At 45.5% G+C, this 14,898-nt stretch carries 21 protein-coding genes; 7 read left to right on the plus strand and 14 right to left on the minus strand.

Translation table 11 applies throughout. The features are described from left to right. Positions 1-41: 41 nt before the first annotated feature. Both mciZ and MKX38_RS11565 read left to right on the plus strand, forming a co-directional pair. A complete protein-coding gene (mciZ, locus tag MKX38_RS11560) occupies positions 42-164 on the plus strand; it encodes a Z-ring formation inhibitor MciZ (RefSeq protein WP_069837614.1) in 123 nt (40 codons plus the stop codon). 62 nt (positions 165-226) lie between these two features. Further along, positions 227-1,147 carry an aldo/keto reductase gene (locus MKX38_RS11565; protein ID WP_167408268.1) on the plus strand — a complete coding sequence of 307 codons (921 nt, stop codon included), beginning with the start codon at positions 227-229 and terminating at the stop codon, positions 1,145-1,147. 31 nt (positions 1,148-1,178) lie between these two features. On the opposite strand, the gene MKX38_RS11570 is transcribed toward MKX38_RS11565, so the two are convergent. Beyond that, a complete protein-coding gene (locus MKX38_RS11570; RefSeq protein WP_003230416.1) occupies positions 1,179-1,403 on the minus strand; it encodes a YqkE family protein in 225 nt (74 codons plus the stop codon). A gap of 159 nt (positions 1,404-1,562) precedes the next feature. Between MKX38_RS11570 and MKX38_RS11575 the strand changes: the two genes are divergently transcribed. Beyond that, complete coding sequence (locus MKX38_RS11575; protein ID WP_003230413.1) at positions 1,563-2,480, plus strand: alpha/beta hydrolase; 918 nt, start codon at positions 1,563-1,565, stop codon at positions 2,478-2,480. Positions 2,481-2,519: 39 nt separating this feature from the next. Here the strand turns inward: MKX38_RS11575 and MKX38_RS11580 are convergent, their stop codons facing one another. From MKX38_RS11580 to MKX38_RS11610, 7 genes are all read right to left on the minus strand, one after another. Beyond that, positions 2,520-2,759, minus strand: a complete 240-nt coding sequence (locus MKX38_RS11580; protein ID WP_003230411.1) for a YqkC family protein — start codon at positions 2,757-2,759, stop codon at positions 2,520-2,522. 12 nt (positions 2,760-2,771) lie between these two features. Next, positions 2,772-3,095, minus strand: a complete 324-nt coding sequence (locus tag MKX38_RS11585) for an iron-sulfur cluster biosynthesis family protein (protein ID WP_003226552.1) — start codon at positions 3,093-3,095, stop codon at positions 2,772-2,774. Then, positions 3,092-4,123, minus strand: coding sequence for a bifunctional GNAT family N-acetyltransferase/GrpB family protein (locus MKX38_RS11590; RefSeq protein WP_167408269.1), 1,032 nt, complete (start codon positions 4,121-4,123; stop codon positions 3,092-3,094). Before MKX38_RS11590 ends, MKX38_RS11585 begins: the two co-directional genes overlap by 4 nt. Beyond that, complete coding sequence (locus MKX38_RS11595; RefSeq protein WP_003230407.1) at positions 4,116-4,460, minus strand: antibiotic biosynthesis monooxygenase; 345 nt, start codon at positions 4,458-4,460, stop codon at positions 4,116-4,118. The genes MKX38_RS11590 and MKX38_RS11595 overlap by 8 nt, the downstream gene beginning before the upstream one ends. A 9-nt stretch (positions 4,461-4,469) precedes the next feature. Then, the gene (locus MKX38_RS11600) at positions 4,470-4,940 is read right to left on the minus strand and encodes a GNAT family N-acetyltransferase (protein ID WP_003230405.1); all 471 of its coding nucleotides are present in this window, start codon (positions 4,938-4,940) and stop codon (positions 4,470-4,472) included. 184 nt (positions 4,941-5,124) lie between these two features. After that, entirely contained in the window at positions 5,125-5,463 is a 339-nt protein-coding gene (locus MKX38_RS11605) for a YolD-like family protein (RefSeq protein WP_003230403.1), read from the minus strand. Further along, positions 5,460-6,698: a DNA polymerase IV gene (locus MKX38_RS11610; protein WP_339187197.1), complete on the minus strand. Its 1,239-nt coding sequence runs from the start codon at positions 6,696-6,698 to the stop codon at positions 5,460-5,462. The genes MKX38_RS11605 and MKX38_RS11610 overlap by 4 nt, the downstream gene beginning before the upstream one ends. Positions 6,699-6,863: 165 nt before the next feature. Here MKX38_RS11610 and MKX38_RS11615 point away from each other — a divergent pair, with 165 nt between their 5' ends. Further along, positions 6,864-7,070 carry a YqzH family protein gene (locus MKX38_RS11615; RefSeq protein WP_033884663.1) on the plus strand — a complete coding sequence of 69 codons (207 nt, stop codon included), beginning with the start codon at positions 6,864-6,866 and terminating at the stop codon, positions 7,068-7,070. Between the two features lie 146 nt (positions 7,071-7,216). Here the strand turns inward: MKX38_RS11615 and MKX38_RS11620 are convergent, their stop codons facing one another. Then, the gene (locus tag MKX38_RS11620) at positions 7,217-7,357 is read right to left on the minus strand and encodes a hypothetical protein (protein ID WP_154817153.1); all 141 of its coding nucleotides are present in this window, start codon (positions 7,355-7,357) and stop codon (positions 7,217-7,219) included. Between the two features lie 269 nt (positions 7,358-7,626). Here MKX38_RS11620 and MKX38_RS11625 point away from each other — a divergent pair, with 269 nt between their 5' ends. Both MKX38_RS11625 and MKX38_RS11630 read left to right on the plus strand, forming a co-directional pair. After that, positions 7,627-8,859 carry an MFS transporter gene (locus MKX38_RS11625; protein ID WP_339187200.1) on the plus strand — a complete coding sequence of 411 codons (1,233 nt, stop codon included), beginning with the start codon at positions 7,627-7,629 and terminating at the stop codon, positions 8,857-8,859. 50 nt (positions 8,860-8,909) lie between these two features. After that, complete coding sequence (locus MKX38_RS11630) at positions 8,910-9,068, plus strand: hypothetical protein (protein WP_014477259.1); 159 nt, start codon at positions 8,910-8,912, stop codon at positions 9,066-9,068. Here MKX38_RS11630 and MKX38_RS11635 read toward each other — a convergent pair. The 5 genes from MKX38_RS11635 to MKX38_RS11655 all read right to left on the minus strand — a co-directional run bounded on the left by MKX38_RS11635 (position 9,065) and on the right by MKX38_RS11655 (position 13,653). Continuing rightward, the gene (locus MKX38_RS11635; RefSeq protein WP_080287617.1) at positions 9,065-9,451 is read right to left on the minus strand and encodes a VOC family protein; all 387 of its coding nucleotides are present in this window, start codon (positions 9,449-9,451) and stop codon (positions 9,065-9,067) included. The two genes, MKX38_RS11630 and MKX38_RS11635, sit on opposite strands and share 4 nt — an antisense overlap. A gap of 4 nt (positions 9,452-9,455) precedes the next feature. Next, positions 9,456-10,415: a type I pantothenate kinase gene (gene coaA / locus MKX38_RS11640; RefSeq protein WP_014480189.1), complete on the minus strand. Its 960-nt coding sequence runs from the start codon at positions 10,413-10,415 to the stop codon at positions 9,456-9,458. Between the two features lie 71 nt (positions 10,416-10,486). Then, positions 10,487-11,833, minus strand: coding sequence for a D-serine ammonia-lyase (dsdA, locus tag MKX38_RS11645; protein WP_003230387.1), 1,347 nt, complete (start codon positions 11,831-11,833; stop codon positions 10,487-10,489). Positions 11,834-11,908: 75 nt separating this feature from the next. Further along, on the minus strand, positions 11,909-12,688 hold the full coding sequence (locus MKX38_RS11650) for an SDR family oxidoreductase (protein ID WP_032722073.1): 780 nt from the start codon (positions 12,686-12,688) through the stop codon (positions 11,909-11,911). A 5-nt stretch (positions 12,689-12,693) separates the two neighbouring features. Further along, positions 12,694-13,653, minus strand: a complete 960-nt coding sequence (locus tag MKX38_RS11655) for an MBL fold metallo-hydrolase (protein ID WP_339187203.1) — start codon at positions 13,651-13,653, stop codon at positions 12,694-12,696. A gap of 404 nt (positions 13,654-14,057) precedes the next feature. Between MKX38_RS11655 and proC the strand changes: the two genes are divergently transcribed. Continuing rightward, positions 14,058-14,894, plus strand: a complete 837-nt coding sequence (gene proC / locus MKX38_RS11660) for a pyrroline-5-carboxylate reductase (RefSeq protein WP_014477264.1) — start codon at positions 14,058-14,060, stop codon at positions 14,892-14,894. Positions 14,895-14,898 lie beyond the last annotated feature (4 nt).

The raw sequence follows: 14,898 nt of genomic DNA on the forward strand, positions 1-14,898 counted from the left end.
CCCATACATTTTATCATACTAGAGCAAAAGGGGGCTTCTTCGTGAAAGTGCACCGCATGCCAAAAGGTGTTGTCTTAGTCGGAAAAGCATGGGAAATTCGGGCGAAGTTAAAAGAGTATGGACGCACATTTCAACATGTGAAAGATTGGATCTCAAAGCCATAAAAGTTGAAACTTTAGCTCCTTTATATTACGGTCAATACAAAGCCTAAAAAAGGAGTGTGCACATGAGAAAGCGCAAATTGGGTACATCTGATTTAGACATTAGTGAAGTCGGACTCGGCTGTATGTCTCTTGGAACTGAAAAAAACCAAGCTTTGTCCATTCTGGATGAAGCGATCGAGCTTGGCATCAACTATTTGGATACAGCGGATTTGTATGACCGGGGACGCAACGAAGAAATTGTCGGTGATGCGATCCAAAACAGACGCCAGGATATTATACTGGCAACAAAAGCGGGAAACCGTTGGGATGACGGAAGCGAGGGCTGGTATTGGGACCCTTCAAAAGCTTACATAAAAGAGGCGGTAAAAAAGAGCCTTACACGTCTGAAAACAGATTATATCGACCTTTATCAGCTTCACGGCGGCACGATAGAGGACAACATTGATGAAACGATCGAAGCGTTTGAGGAATTAAAACAAGAAGGTGTCATCCGCTACTACGGCATTTCTTCCATCCGCCCGAATGTGATTAAAGAATATGTAAAAAAATCAAACATCGTCAGCATTATGATGCAATTCAGCCTGTTTGACAGACGCCCTGAGGAATGGCTCCCGCTTTTAGAGGAACATCAAATCAGCGTAGTCGCCAGAGGTCCTGTTGCCAAAGGGCTCTTAACTGAAAAACCGCTTGATCAAGCTTCAGACAGTATGAAACAAAACGGGTACTTGTCCTATTCATTCGAGGAACTGACAAATGCACGCAAGGCAATGGAGGAAGTGGCTCCCGATCTTTCCATGACAGAAAAGTCGCTGCAGTATCTGCTAGCACAGCCGGCTGTCGCTTCAGTGATTACAGGCGCCAGTAAGATTGAGCAGTTACGGGAAAATATTCAGGCAGCAAATGCACGGCGTTTAACCGAAGAGGAAATCAAAGCGCTCCAATCTCATACGAAACAAGACATTTACAAAGCTCATCGCTCATAGCAGAAAAACCAGCACCTGTACGGGTGCTGGTTTATTTATATTGATGCCAATCCATTTGGCTTTCATTTAGGAGTTCTTCAAAGCTCTTATTTTTTTCGATCTCTTTTTTCTTTCTAATCTGTTCTGCTTTTTCTCTTTCCTGCCTCTTTTCATCCTCTTCCTTCAATTGGCTCTTCATCTCCATAAGCTTTGCTTTGATATCGGATTGAAGGCCGTCTTTTAGCTGGTGTTTGTCAGCGGATTTTTGTTTTTTCATTCAGACTTCCCCCATGTTTTGTTTTGAAGACAGTTTATCACGGAGCATATACACTGAACAAGCAGACTCTCTTCTGATCACTTTCTCAGCGGAGCAGTGTTTAGGTATAATGATTTTAAACACGAATTACCTATATTTAGTTGAAAGGTGCTGTGACTTTTGAAGAAAATCCTTTTGGCCATTGGCGCTCTCGTAACAGCTGTCATCGCAATCGGAATTGTTTTTTCAAATATGATTCTATTCATCAAGAAAAAAACGGATGAAGACATTATCAAAAGAGAGACAGACAACGGACATGATGTGTTTGAATCATTTGAGCAAATGGAGAAAACCGCTTTTGTGATACCCTCCGCTTACGGGTACGACATAAAAGGATACCATGTCGCACCGCATGACACACCAAATACCATCATCATCTGCCACGGGGTAACCATGAATGTGCTGAATTCTCTTAAGTATATGCATTTATTTCTTGATCTCGGCTGGAATGTGCTCATTTATGACCACCGCCGACATGGCCAAAGCGGCGGAAAGACGACCAGCTACGGGTTTTACGAAAAGGATGATCTCAATAAGGTTGTCAGCTGGCTCAAAAACAAAACAAATCATCGCGGATTGATCGGAATTCACGGTGAGTCGATGGGAGCTGTGACCGCCCTGCTTTACGCTGGTGCACACTGCAGCGATGGCGCTGATTTTTATATTGCCGATTGTCCGTTCGCATGTTTTGATGAACAGCTTGCCTACCGGCTGAGAGCGGAATACAGGCTCCCGTCTTGGCCCCTGCTTCCTATCGCCGACTTCTTTTTGAAGCTGAGAGGCGGCTATCGCGCACGTGAAGTATCTCCGCTTGCTGTCATTGATAAAATCGAAAAGCCGGTCCTCTTTATTCACAGTAAGGATGATGACTACATTCCTGTTTCTTCAACCGAGCGGCTTTATGAAAAGAAACGCGGGCCGAAAGCGCTGTACATTGCCGAGAACGGTGAACACGCCATGTCATATACCAAAAATCGGGATACGTACCGAAAAACAGTGCAGGAGTTTTTAGACAACATGAATGATTCAACAGAATAAAAAAGCGAAAGGCCTCTTCGGCTCTTTCGCTTTTTTATGTTACAGAACGTCGGTAATGCCATCCATATTTTCTCTGATCCATTCAATCGCAAGATCTATCGTTGTAAACTCCTGCGTCTCGAAGGTCATTTCATCCTGCAATAGCCAGACATCTTTCTTGATGGACTCTGCTCCTCCAATTGACCAGTGAAGCAAGGTATAGGGATGGTTTTGATTCAGGAAGGATACCCACGTTTTATTTTGTGCTGTGTTCTTCATTGCCTTCAGCTTTTGTTCCACGTTTCGCGTCTCCTACTTTACTAATATGCTCATTCTGGGGCTGAGCATTTCAGCCGGGCTTTTCAGCGCCAATGTTTTGGCTTTTTCATTGTAATCGATCGTCATTTGATCGTCAAAAAACACTTTTTGCGACGATTGGATATACAGCGGAATGCCATTCGTTTCCAGCTGTTCGCACTGTCCCGTTAATTCTTCTGCCAGCCAGATTGTCGGGACACCGCTTACAGCGCAGCCGCATCCTTCTGCATCGTAACGAAGCTGGGCTTTTTTTCCCGGGTTGGCGTCAAACGCCTGCTGCAGTGCCTGTTTTGCTGCATCTGTCACATGTATGTTCATAAGGTGAAACCCCCGTTTTCATCATTTTCGCTATTGTAGCATACAACACTGCCATTCGCATTGTTTCTGCCTTTTTTCCACCGCTTCGCATTTTCTTCTGCAGTCTTGATCCACTCATCTTTCCCTTGTATGTACTGATTGATGCTGTCAGGATGCTGGGCCGCCAGCCGTTTTTTGAGAACGGCGTATTCCTTCGCTATGTTTGGATGAGATCTGAGATAATCTCTGAATAACAGATGCCTTTCAATAGCAGGGTTTCCCTGTTCGTACATATGGACATGATGAGTGCGTTTATTTCCGCCCTTTTGGAAATAACGCCTGCCCGCTATGCCGTTCTCACCTTTTGGTGTATAGCCGTTAGCCTTCATTTGTTCATCAAATTGGCTCACGGCTTCAATGCTTCTGACTTCAATTAACATATCAATGATTGGCTTCGCTGCCATGTTCGGTATTGATGTGCTTCCGATGTGATGAACAGCGATAATCTCCGGCCCGAACACAAGTTTCAGCCGTTCTTTTTCTTCATCGAAACATTCTGCCCATTTTTCGTTGTAGAGAATGACCTCAACTTTTCTTTTCGGATACAAATGAAAGACCGACAGCAATAGACCCTGCGCTGCTTTGACGGTTTCTGCCTTTTGGAATCCAGCCTGTGTATAGAGTGACACGGCCGGGGTATTGTTCTCGGCTGTGACTACTTCGATTTTCTCAGCGTCTTCATTATGATCAATGACAAATTGCAGAAGTGCTCGTCCAATTCCTTTTCTGAAACCGTCAGGATGCACAACAAGCCTGCAAATGGTGAGATGATGCATGTTTTTCTCATATGAAATGACACCGATCAGCTTGCCGTTTTTCCGATATCCCGCAAACCGTTCATGGGATGCTTGAATATCCTTCACCTTCTCTTGTAAAGCGGGAATACCGTCAAAACCGATAATCTCTGTTTCCTTTATGTAGGCGGGGATCTGTACGGCTAAAATCTCACGCGCTATCGCGGCTTCCTTATGCTGGAGAAATTCAATCATTCGTGTTCTCCTGAAACAGCCGCTGTCTGTCGACTTTTGCGACGCGGACTGCATACGACTCGTACCAAACGCTTTTTCCTTTTTCTTTTGCTGCTTGATGTTCAGTGTGATGCCTCCAATGGTTAATTGCGTCCATACTGTCCCAATAGGAAACTGTGATGCCCCTTCCATCCGCTTCACGTACGCTTTCCACGCCTAAAAATCCAGGCTGATCCGCCGCAAGCGATACCATCCGCTCCGCTGTTTCTCCATATCCTGTGTCATTTTCGCTTTTGACAGAAGAAAAAATGACTGCATAGTAAGGAGGCTCAGGTGTTTTTGATAAAAAATTCATCATATTTCCCCCTCATATGTTTTTGACAAACAGTACCCTGTCTTGGCCTGGGCCATCATAGTTTGCAAACACTGAGATGCCATTTACCGTCTTGGTGCCCTTTTCAATATCAAACCCCAATTTTGTGTGATATGCGATTGATACCTTATTCACAGGTGAAGTGACGCACTTTACCCGGGTGCAGCCTCTTTGTTTTACTGTTTCGATAAATACATCATACAATTGTTTCCCAATTTGCATTTTTCTGAAATCTGGATGCACACCGGAAAAATGAATGTACGCCGTTTCAGGATCCGATTGCGATTGAAATCCGATTAAAAATCCCGTCATGCTGTTATCTTCGGATGTAATAAAGCTTGTGTCCTGAAAATGCTCAAAAAATAGTCTCGGCAATTTTTCTTTCAGCTGTCTGCCGCCCCACCATTCATTCAGTACAGACGTTACCATTTCATAATCTGAAGACGTGATTGTTCGAATATCCATTACGATTTGATCTCCCTCCGTCTGGCAAAACGAATGTCAGCTCTTTTTCTCACAATATAAAAATTATATTTTGCCTGGCTGGAATTGTAAATGCCTTCTTTCCTTTATCATACGTTTCCAGACTGCCGAGGGAACAATGTTTCATCATTTTAGCCTATTTCTCCCCCAAGCAGGAGGAGAGACTTTACAGCACAATATCAAGCACTTGATCAAGTCTCAGCTTATAAAGCTGATCCTCGTCTCCTTTTATCCATACTGCTTTTTCAAACTCTTCATACCGGCAGATCTTCCCGGTGCAGCGGACAATCTCACCGTCCTGAAAGCAGCTGACAGTGATATCCTGAGCGAACTCCATCGCGGCGCAAAGCGTTTGATTCATCTCTTCCAGCTTATCGGGGTCAAGGATCGGCTTTTGCAGCTTCTGTTTAAGCCGCTTTCTCTCCAGCAGGCTTTGCTTATGTTCCGGCAGAAACATCCTGCTCCCTTCCCACAGCAGGTTGCCCCTTTTTAAATGATCGTTCATTTATAATGCCCCCCTATTTTAGCCGCACGTTCAAATGCCTGGCCTGCCGCTGTCAGTGACGCCGCCCTGATGATTGCTGTGTCGCCGAATCGATTTTTAATGCCGTCCATCACATAGCCTAGGCTCATTTTCTTTGCATAATCCTGAAATAAATTGAGCTGCCATATGTCATCAGATGAGAGCTGAGACAGATTGACACCGAGGCGGCGGACAGGTTTCCCGTCCCAAAATGTAAGAAACAGCCGGCGTACAGCCTCATATACATCCTGAGTAGAATTAGTCGGCTCTGCCAGCTTCACTTGCCGGTTGAAGCCCGTCGGCCAATCAAAATCAGCACCCCGGCAGCTCACTGACACCGTCTGCCCCATGACCCCGGCGTTTCGGCTTCGCCTGCACACTTCTTCACTCAGCTCAAGCAATACGACCTTGATTTCTTTGTCAAAGTGTTCGTAGTCTCTCGGGAGAGTCATTCCATGGCCTATCGCCTTTTGCCCGTCCAGAGACGAAGTTGACACAGGGGAATAGTCGATTCCGTTTGCCGTCATCCACAGCGCGTGGCCGTTAATGCCCCATTTCTTTTTTAAAAGATCGAGCGGAAAAGCCGCGAGCCCGCCGATCGTGCTGATGCCCATTCGATTTAAATGATGCTTCATGCGGCTCCCGACGCCAAACATGCTGCCCACCGGGAGCGGCCACATTTCGGTTTTCATATTTTCTTTCGTTAAGGTAAAAATACCGTTCTTATTCTTTTTGGCAAAATTGTCACACGCAATTTTGGCCAGCGCTTTGTTAGGGCCGATTCCGACCCGTGCATAAACGCCGATCTCCCGCATGATTCTGCCCTGAATGCTTTTCGCAATCTCCATCGGCGTCCCAAACAGCTTCTGGCTGCCTGTAATGTCCATGAACTGTTCATCGATAGAATAAGGCTCCACAAGGTCTGTATACTCCTCGAGAATGGCCGTAATTTGCAGTGATACATCAATATACCGTTGCATACGCGGCCGGAGCACAACAGCCTCAGGACACTTTTCCTGCGCCTCCCACAGCCGTGAAGCATTCACCACACCTTTTTGTTTCGCCAGCGGGCAGGCAGCCAATACCACTCCGCCCCTTTTTTCAGGGTCACCCGAAACAATGACGGGCCTATTTTTCAAATGTGGATTTTCCGCTTTCTCTACAGATGCATAAAACGATTGCATGTCAACGAGAAAAATCACTTTTTCTTTCATCATACACACCTCTAAAAAGAACTTATGTTCGCTTTTCATTATATGCGAAAGTATGTTCGTTTTATACTGGTAAATGATTCTTGTCTGACAGAAAATATGATCCAAGGGTTTGAGAGAAGAAAAACATTTAGTAGAATAAAAGCGAAGCATAAGGATAGGAGAGTCATGATGGAGAAATTTGTCGAAAAAATGATGGGACAGGCATTGCGTCAATACGGCAGAAACGTTGCTATAGACCCGTTAAGCCCGGATGAAAAACAAAGCCTGAAAGCGGCTCTACAAGAGAGACGGAATGAAGAACCGGATGAGGATTTGCATGCGCATATAGAAGATATCATTTATGACTATGTCACAAACCAAGGTCTGTTCTCTTAAACGCATGACTGTCAGTTCTTTCAGCCGCTGATGCGGCTTCCCTTTGAAAACACCGCTTGAAACAAATAAACAGTCTCAGGCTTACAGAAAAAAGCAGGATTTTCTCACGCTCCATAGATTCATATGGCCTGGCGTAAAATTCCCCCTCAGAACTCGCGCAAAACGGAATAAGCTGTCCATGATCCCGCGTATACACTTTTTCGAAGAGATGTGCTCTCTTGTTCTGTCATGCGGTCCATGCCGGTTTTCAGCGTACATCTTGATCTCATAGCCGGTTTCACTGCCAATATGATCCACGTCCTGGCGGCTTAAACTCTTTTAATGTTTCAAACACACCCTCACTGAATTCGGACATACCGTCATTTTCCTTCTGTCATCACCTTCAATTTCAAGATGTAACCCCCGCCACACGCATCCTCAACGCATAGTATATTGCCATCCATACAATCAGGCATACTACATGTCAATAACGAAATATTTTGAACGATCTATTGGAGAAGGAAATTTTTTCATATATGATAGAGAAAGATCATACATACAGGAGAGAATATAATTCATGAAGAAATGGAAAGATATCCACCCGATCAGCTGGACAATTATAATCGGAACCATTTTCGGCAGAATGGCAACATCGATGAGCATTCCTTTTTTAGCGATTTATTTGACAGCCGTCCAAGGCGCATCAGCTTCCTATGCAGGGCTGGTCATCGCCGCGAGCTCATCAGTCGGCATCCTCGCAAGCTTTTACGGCGGATATATCTCAGATAAATTCGGCAGAAAAAACATGATGCTTGTATCGATTTTCGGATGGATGCTGGTATTTGCAGGCTTTGCGGCAGCATCTAATCTCTGGGTGTTTTTTGTAGTAAACGCATTAAACGGTCTTTGCAAATCACTGTTTGAGCCCGCTTCAAAGGCCTTGCTGTCTGATATGACAGAAGAAAAAACGAGACTGCTAGTTTTTAATTTACGCTATGCAGCTATTAATATCGGCGTTGTCTTCGGACCTGTGCTTGGCCTATATTTCGGCTCATCGCAATCGACTACGTCCTTTTTGGTGCCTGCAGTCATTTACGGACTATACGGAATTGTGCTTGCCCTCCAATTTAAAAAACATCCATCCTTATCAGCACCAGCCCAATCCCGAAATATGAGCGTGCGGGAAGCGTTTATGGTCACGCAAAAGGATTATCTTTTTACCATTGCTTTGGTCGGCATTACGCTATGCACCTTCGGCTACTCACAATTGAGTTCCACATTCCCTCAGTATATGGCGCAGAGCCCCTTGATCGGCAATGGAACGAAGCTGTATGGGCTGATGCTGACATTAAACGCAATCGTTGTGTTGGCGACGCAATTTCCCATTGTCCATTTTGCAAAACGGTTTTCGCCGCTTTGTTCTCTGATGCTCGGTAATGTGATGGTTAGTATCAGCATGGCCATTTTCACCGTATCGCACGGTGTTCCATCAATTGTGATGATTGTCATCACATTTACAATCGGCGAAGTTCTTTTATTCTCTATGATGGATTTGTATGTAGACCAGATTGCAAAACCAGGATTAAAAGGCACTTATTTCGGGGCAATCGGTTTTTCACAGCTCGGAAACGTCATCGGCCCTTGGGTCGGGGGGATATGTATAGACTTGTTTGGCGCTGGCCGGCCGATTTATATTTTTTCTGTCCTGAGCGGCATTACCCTGCTCGGCCTGCCATTTTTAGGGTTCGCCTATCGGCAAATGAAAACAGAGACCACAAAACACCGTTCCCGTCTGGAAAAGCCGCTTTAAATAAAAAACGGAAGAGAATGAAACTCTCCCGCAAACATGAGGTGAAGAACATGAATATAGGTGATGTGATGTTTCAGCTGTTTGTATTTATTATATTTGCCGCTGTCATCTTTGCGGCTGTTACAGGCTTCAAGTATGCGAAAAACCGAAAAGCGCAGCTGGATCGCATTGAGAAAAAGCTGAACAGCCTGTCCGAAGATCACGATTAACAGCTTGGGGCAACGAGCTCTACCTTAATCCGGTCCGGATCCTCACAATAGACTGCATAATGCCCGTCTCCTCCGGCAAAAGGATGCCTGTCTCGGTACAACACACGATAACCTTTTGCCGTCAATTTTTCAGTCATCTGATCGACTTGAAGCTTGGATTCAGCATGAAATGCGAGATGGTTCAGACCGACTCGGCATCTATGGTATTCCGGCTCTAGAAATGGCTCTTTCGCCTGCACAATCACTAGGTAAAAACGATCTTTCTTCCAGCTGATGCCTGAGCTCCATTTTTGATACTCTTTATAGCCAAGTTCTTTTAAGAACCAGCCCCAAAACCGCCTAGACGCCTCCAAATCAGAGACATACAGTTCAATATGATGCACAATTTCATACCCTCCTTACCAGCACTTCCTCGACCTTATGCCCGTCTCCCTTACGCAAAATGAGATCTGACCTGAATTTAGTCGGCAAAATATTTTCATATAAATTCGGCCGGTTGACACTCTCCCAAATCGAGGCTGCCATCTCGTCAGCCTCCTGATCAGACAAGTCTTTGAATTTATGAAAATATGAATCAGGATTTTGAAAAGCTGTTTCCCGAAGCAGGCGAAAACGCTCTAAATACCAAGTGAAAATCCGGCTTTCCTCCGCATCCACATAAATCGAAAAATCAAAGAAATCGGAAACAAAAATACGCGGGTTTTCCCGGTCATCCTCCAAGGTGGGCGACTGAAGAACATTAATGCCTTCAATAATCACAATATCCGCCTGTTCTACAACCTCGAACACACCTTCCTCGCGGTCATAGGTTAGATGGGAATACACCGGGGCCTTTACGCTGTCCTTTCCTGATTTTAAGTCATTCAAAAATTCGAGCAGCGCCTTTACATCATAGCTTTCAGGAAACCCTTTTCTAGACATCATATTTTTCTTTTTCAGCTCGGCAGTAGGAAATAAAAAACCATCTGTCGTGATAAGGCTCACTTTTGGACGGTCAGGCAAACGCGAAAGCAGCTTCTGCAAGATCCGCGCCGTCGTGCTTTTTCCGACTGCGACACTGCCGGCAATGCCGATAATAAACGGAATTTTGGCTGAATGTGGGTGCTTCAAAAAAACATTGACATGCTTATTGCGTTCAGCCGCAGACTTGACATGCAAATGAAGCAAGCGAACAAGCGGAATATAGATTGTTTCCACTTCTTCAACAGATAAATAATCATTCAATCCTTCCACAGCTTTTGCCTCTTCTTCAGATACAGCAATCGACAAATGCCCCCCAAAACCAGACCAAGACGCCCGATTGTGCTGTGTATATAAAGTATGTAGGTTAAGTTCTTTATTTTTCACTGTTTACACCTGACTCTCTGTAGGTTAAAACCCTTACAAAGATTGTAACGGAAAACCTTTTCACTGTCTGCTTATTTTTCATTTCGTTTTTTTAGCAAATCAGCACCAATTCGGTTATACGCAGCCATTTCATCTTTTGGAACCATGCTTCCTCCCGTTCCCCAGACGACATGTACGGCATGTTCCATCTTATATTTCTGACCATAGCGCCTTCCCTCTTCTGTCGAAAAAAGCTGAACCGGCCCGAACATGCCCGCAAGAGCAGAGGGCTCTAAATATTTATCTTCAGATACAGCCAGCATATGAAGCAAAGTATAAAGCGTATTGTCCTCTACCGTATAACAGCCGCTCAGAAGCGGTTCAATCAGCTTGCCGACAAATCCTGACGGCCTCCCTACGGCAAGTCCGTCAGCAGCAGTCTGATTATCCAGGCCGATATCCTGGACGGAGATCTTCTGGTGAAGTCCTGAATAAAGCCCTAACAGCATACAAGGTGAATGAGTTGGTTCTGCGAAAAACACATGAACATCATCTCCGTATAAAAGCTTCAGCCCAAATGCTACACCGCCCGGTCCTCCGCCGACTCCGCACGGCAGATACACAAACAAAGGCGTCTCAAGACTCGGCTGTATATTCATACAGTCAAGTTGTGTTTTTAATCGGCTTGCAGCAACAGCATATCCTAAGAACAGCTGACGAGAATGTTCATCATCAATAAAATAACAGAATGGATCTTGTTCCGCCTGCCGTCTCCCTTCGTTGACCGCTTCGCTGTAATCTGTTTCGTACTCCATAACAGTGACTCCCTTTTGGCGGAGGAGATCCTTTTTCCACTGCTTAGCATCGGCGGACATATGCACTGTCACGCGAAACCCGAGTGCCGCGCCGATGATGCCGATGCTTAAACCCAGATTTCCTGTCGAACCGACAGCAATCGAATAGCGGGAGAAAAACCCGGTAAACCGCTCTTCCTGTAAGATGCGGTAATCATCGGTTTCCCGAAGCATTCCTTCTTGAAGCGCGAGATTTTCAGCATGCTTTAACACTTCATAAATCCCGCCCCTCGCTTTAATCGATCCTGAAATCGGAAGCTCATGGTCGCACTTTAAAAGCCATCTTCCCGGAAATGGCTGCTGATATGCCGCTTCCAGCTTTTCCTTCATATGCTGAACCTCAAAAAGCGGAGACTCGATGATTCCTTTAGCGCCTTTCGTCTCAGGAAACACCTCGGCAATGTAAGGTGCAAACCGCCGCATTCTTTTTTCCGCTTCCGCTATCTCGGTTGTCCACTCATCTGCACGGGGTAATGGCCCCTCTTTCTTGCCTGAATTTGCCCAGAATACAGGCTCTGCATCAATCAGTTTCTGAATAAACGGATCTTTAAGCAGAGCATGAAGGACTTCTGAATGAACTGACATTCAACAATCTCTCCCTTCCACTATCAAAAACTGCCCCGTGAGAAACAAGCCACTCCACTACAGGCAGTTCCATCATTATTTTTTCATGAGCGCGCGTCCTGCCAGCTTTTCTACAAGAGCTGGAAACAGCTGATACAGCTTAGTGCCGGCATTCATTAAACGCGGAAGATTGATCTCCCGCTTGTTCGTAAAAATTGCAGCTGTAATTTGAGCTGCTACGTCATCAGGATCAAGCATCCAGCGGCCGACATTTTTGGCGTAGTCCCCGCCTTTATCAGCAATGGAAAAAAAGTCCGTCTGAATCGGTCCCGGGTTGACTGTTGTCACATAAATGCCGGTTCCCGAAAGCTCCATCCGCAAAGCGTTTGAGTAACCTAACACGGCATGCTTGGTCGCGGAATACAGGCTCGACTTCGGTGTTGCGATTTTCCCCGCTTGAGAGGCGATATTGATGATATGGCCCTTTTTTTGCTCAAGCATTTGCGGAAGCACCGCTTTTGTACAGGCGATCAGGCCGAAGACATTCACATCAAACATCGCTTTCATGTCATCCAATGTAGAGTCTAAAACCGTTTCAAATATACCGAAGCCTGCATTGTTAATCAGTACATCAATCGAGCCGATCTGATCGCGGACCCGGGCGATATCCTCTAGGCGGCCGACATCCAGAGGAAAAATCTCACACTGTCCGCTCCATTCCTCGGTTATTTTCCTTTTGATTTCTATCAAACGATCCTCGCGTCTAGCAGACAGCAGGACATGGGCTCCTTCAGCCGCGCATAAGTATGCGATTCTTTCTCCAAGCCCTCCTGAAGCGCCGGTTATCCAAATCCTTTTTCCCGCTATATGTTTCACCCATTTCACCTCTTCATTGTTTTAAAGTATGCGGTATTTCCTTCCCAATATGACGTGATGGCTTCTTCAGCCTCCAACACATCAAGGTGACCTGCCGTTTCTGACATCGTTAAAAACAATTCCTTTTCATATACAGCAGGAAAAAGCTGCTGACAGACCTGAAAAGCGGTCATCGGCTTTTCATCCAGCATGCGACGCACATCCTCCGTCCTGTTCCTCTGCTTGTCAAAACGCTTCTCAATCAGCGCTTGTACACTGGTGATAGGCTCGCCGTGACCAGGAAATACGATTGTTGGATCAAGTTGAGACAGCCTTCGCAATGACCGCTGATAATCCACTAAAGGCTTTGACCTGACGTCACCCGCTTTCGGTGCTTCCAAAATCGGATTAGACGAGCTGTTTGCCAGCAGTAGATCGCCGCCAAGCATCCTTCCGCTTTTTTCATGGAACAGAACGATATGCGATTCAGCATGTCCAGGCATCTCCAACACAGACCAGCCCTCAAGCCCATCTATGCCCATACCTTCTCTGATTGATTTTGTCAGAGATCTCGTACAGGAAAATGCGTACGCTGATCGAATCAGCTTTTCTACCTTCCCCTTATCAAATGGAACGCCTAATTCAGGCAGCAGCTTTTGAAAAAAACGTTTTTGCCAATCCATAAAGGCTTGATTTCGGCTGATATAAGGTTCGTTGAATGTATGCCCAATCACTTCGATTTCATCTGAAAAGACATCAAGCAAGCCTGCATGATCAGCATGATGGTGAGTCAGTACAACCTGCTCGATATCTGACATTTTCACATTTACAGCGGCAAGCTGCTCTTGTAGGGCTCTGGCAGCCTCTTTTGTATTCGGCCCGGCATCGATAAGTGTCAGTGCATCACCTTTTACGAGGTAAACGATAACATCGCCGACAGCAAACGGCGTCGGGACGCGGATCGCAATTACATCTTCAGTTGTCATCCTTTCGCTCCTTGTCTTCATTCATTATTCATATTTTAGCTTTTTCTCGGTCTTGTGTCATTATTGCAGAATGAGAACAAACCTTTTTGAAAAAGCTATTGACATTAGCTTATCCGCCATTGCATAATGAACAACAAACTAAAACGAGAACCATTGGAACGCTATGACGAGGAATAGTATACAAGGCAATGGCCTAAGAGAGCGATACCCCCGGCTGAAAGGTGTTGCGGCCCGCTTGTTTGTAGAACCTGCCCTCAAGTCGCGGTTAGGAAAACCTAAACGTTTCCCGCGTTACGGGGATTTGAGCTGAGCACAATTTGTGCTAATGAGGGTGGTACCGCGAACCTTTTCGTCCTTTACGTGATGAAAAGGTTTTTTGTTGTTCTGATAGAAGGAGGATATCAATGAAAAAGATAGGATTTGTCGGCGCCGGGTCAATGGCAGAAGCAATGATCAACGGCATTTTGCAAAGCGGCATCACAAAACCAGAACATATCTATATTACAAATCGCTCAAATGACGAGCGTCTGATTGAATTAAAGGAAACGTACGGCGTGCGTCCATGCAGAGATAAAAATGAGTTTTTCACTCACACCGATATCATTATCCTCGCTTTCAAACCGAAAGACGCGGCGGAAAGCATCGACAGCATCCGGCCGTATATCAAGGACCAGCTTGTCATTTCAGTACTTGCAGGCCTTACCATCGAAACCATTCAGCATTATTTTGGCAGAAAGCTCGCGGTCATTCGCGTCATGCCTAATACATCAGCGGCAATCAGAAAATCAGCAACCGGATTTTCCGTAAGCACGGAAGCAAGCAAGAATGATATTATTGCCGCAAAAGCTCTATTGGAAACAATCGGTGATGCAACACTGGTTGAGGAGCGGCATCTTGACGCTGTCACTGCAATCGCAGGCAGCGGCCCGGCCTATGTGTATCGTTATATTGAGGCGATGGAAAAAGCAGCACAAAAAGTAGGATTAGATAAAGAAACGGCAAAAGCACTCATTTTGCAGACAATGGCAGGGGCAACAGATATGCTCCTCCAAAGCGGCAAACAGCCGGAAAAGCTGCGTAAAGAAATCACCAGTCCTGGGGGCACTACAGAGGCGGGTCTTCGCGCTTTACAGGACTCCCGCTTTGAAGAAGCAATTATTCACTGTATTGAAGAAACAGCTAAACGGAGCGCAGAAATCAAAGAACAGTTTGCCGGTGCCGCCTTAGAGAGACATTCTTAGATGT

Origin of the sequence: Bacillus sp. FSL M8-0025 (genome assembly GCF_037975475.1) — a bacterium.
Taxonomy (GTDB): Bacteria; Bacillota; Bacilli; order Bacillales; family Bacillaceae; genus Bacillus; species Bacillus subtilis.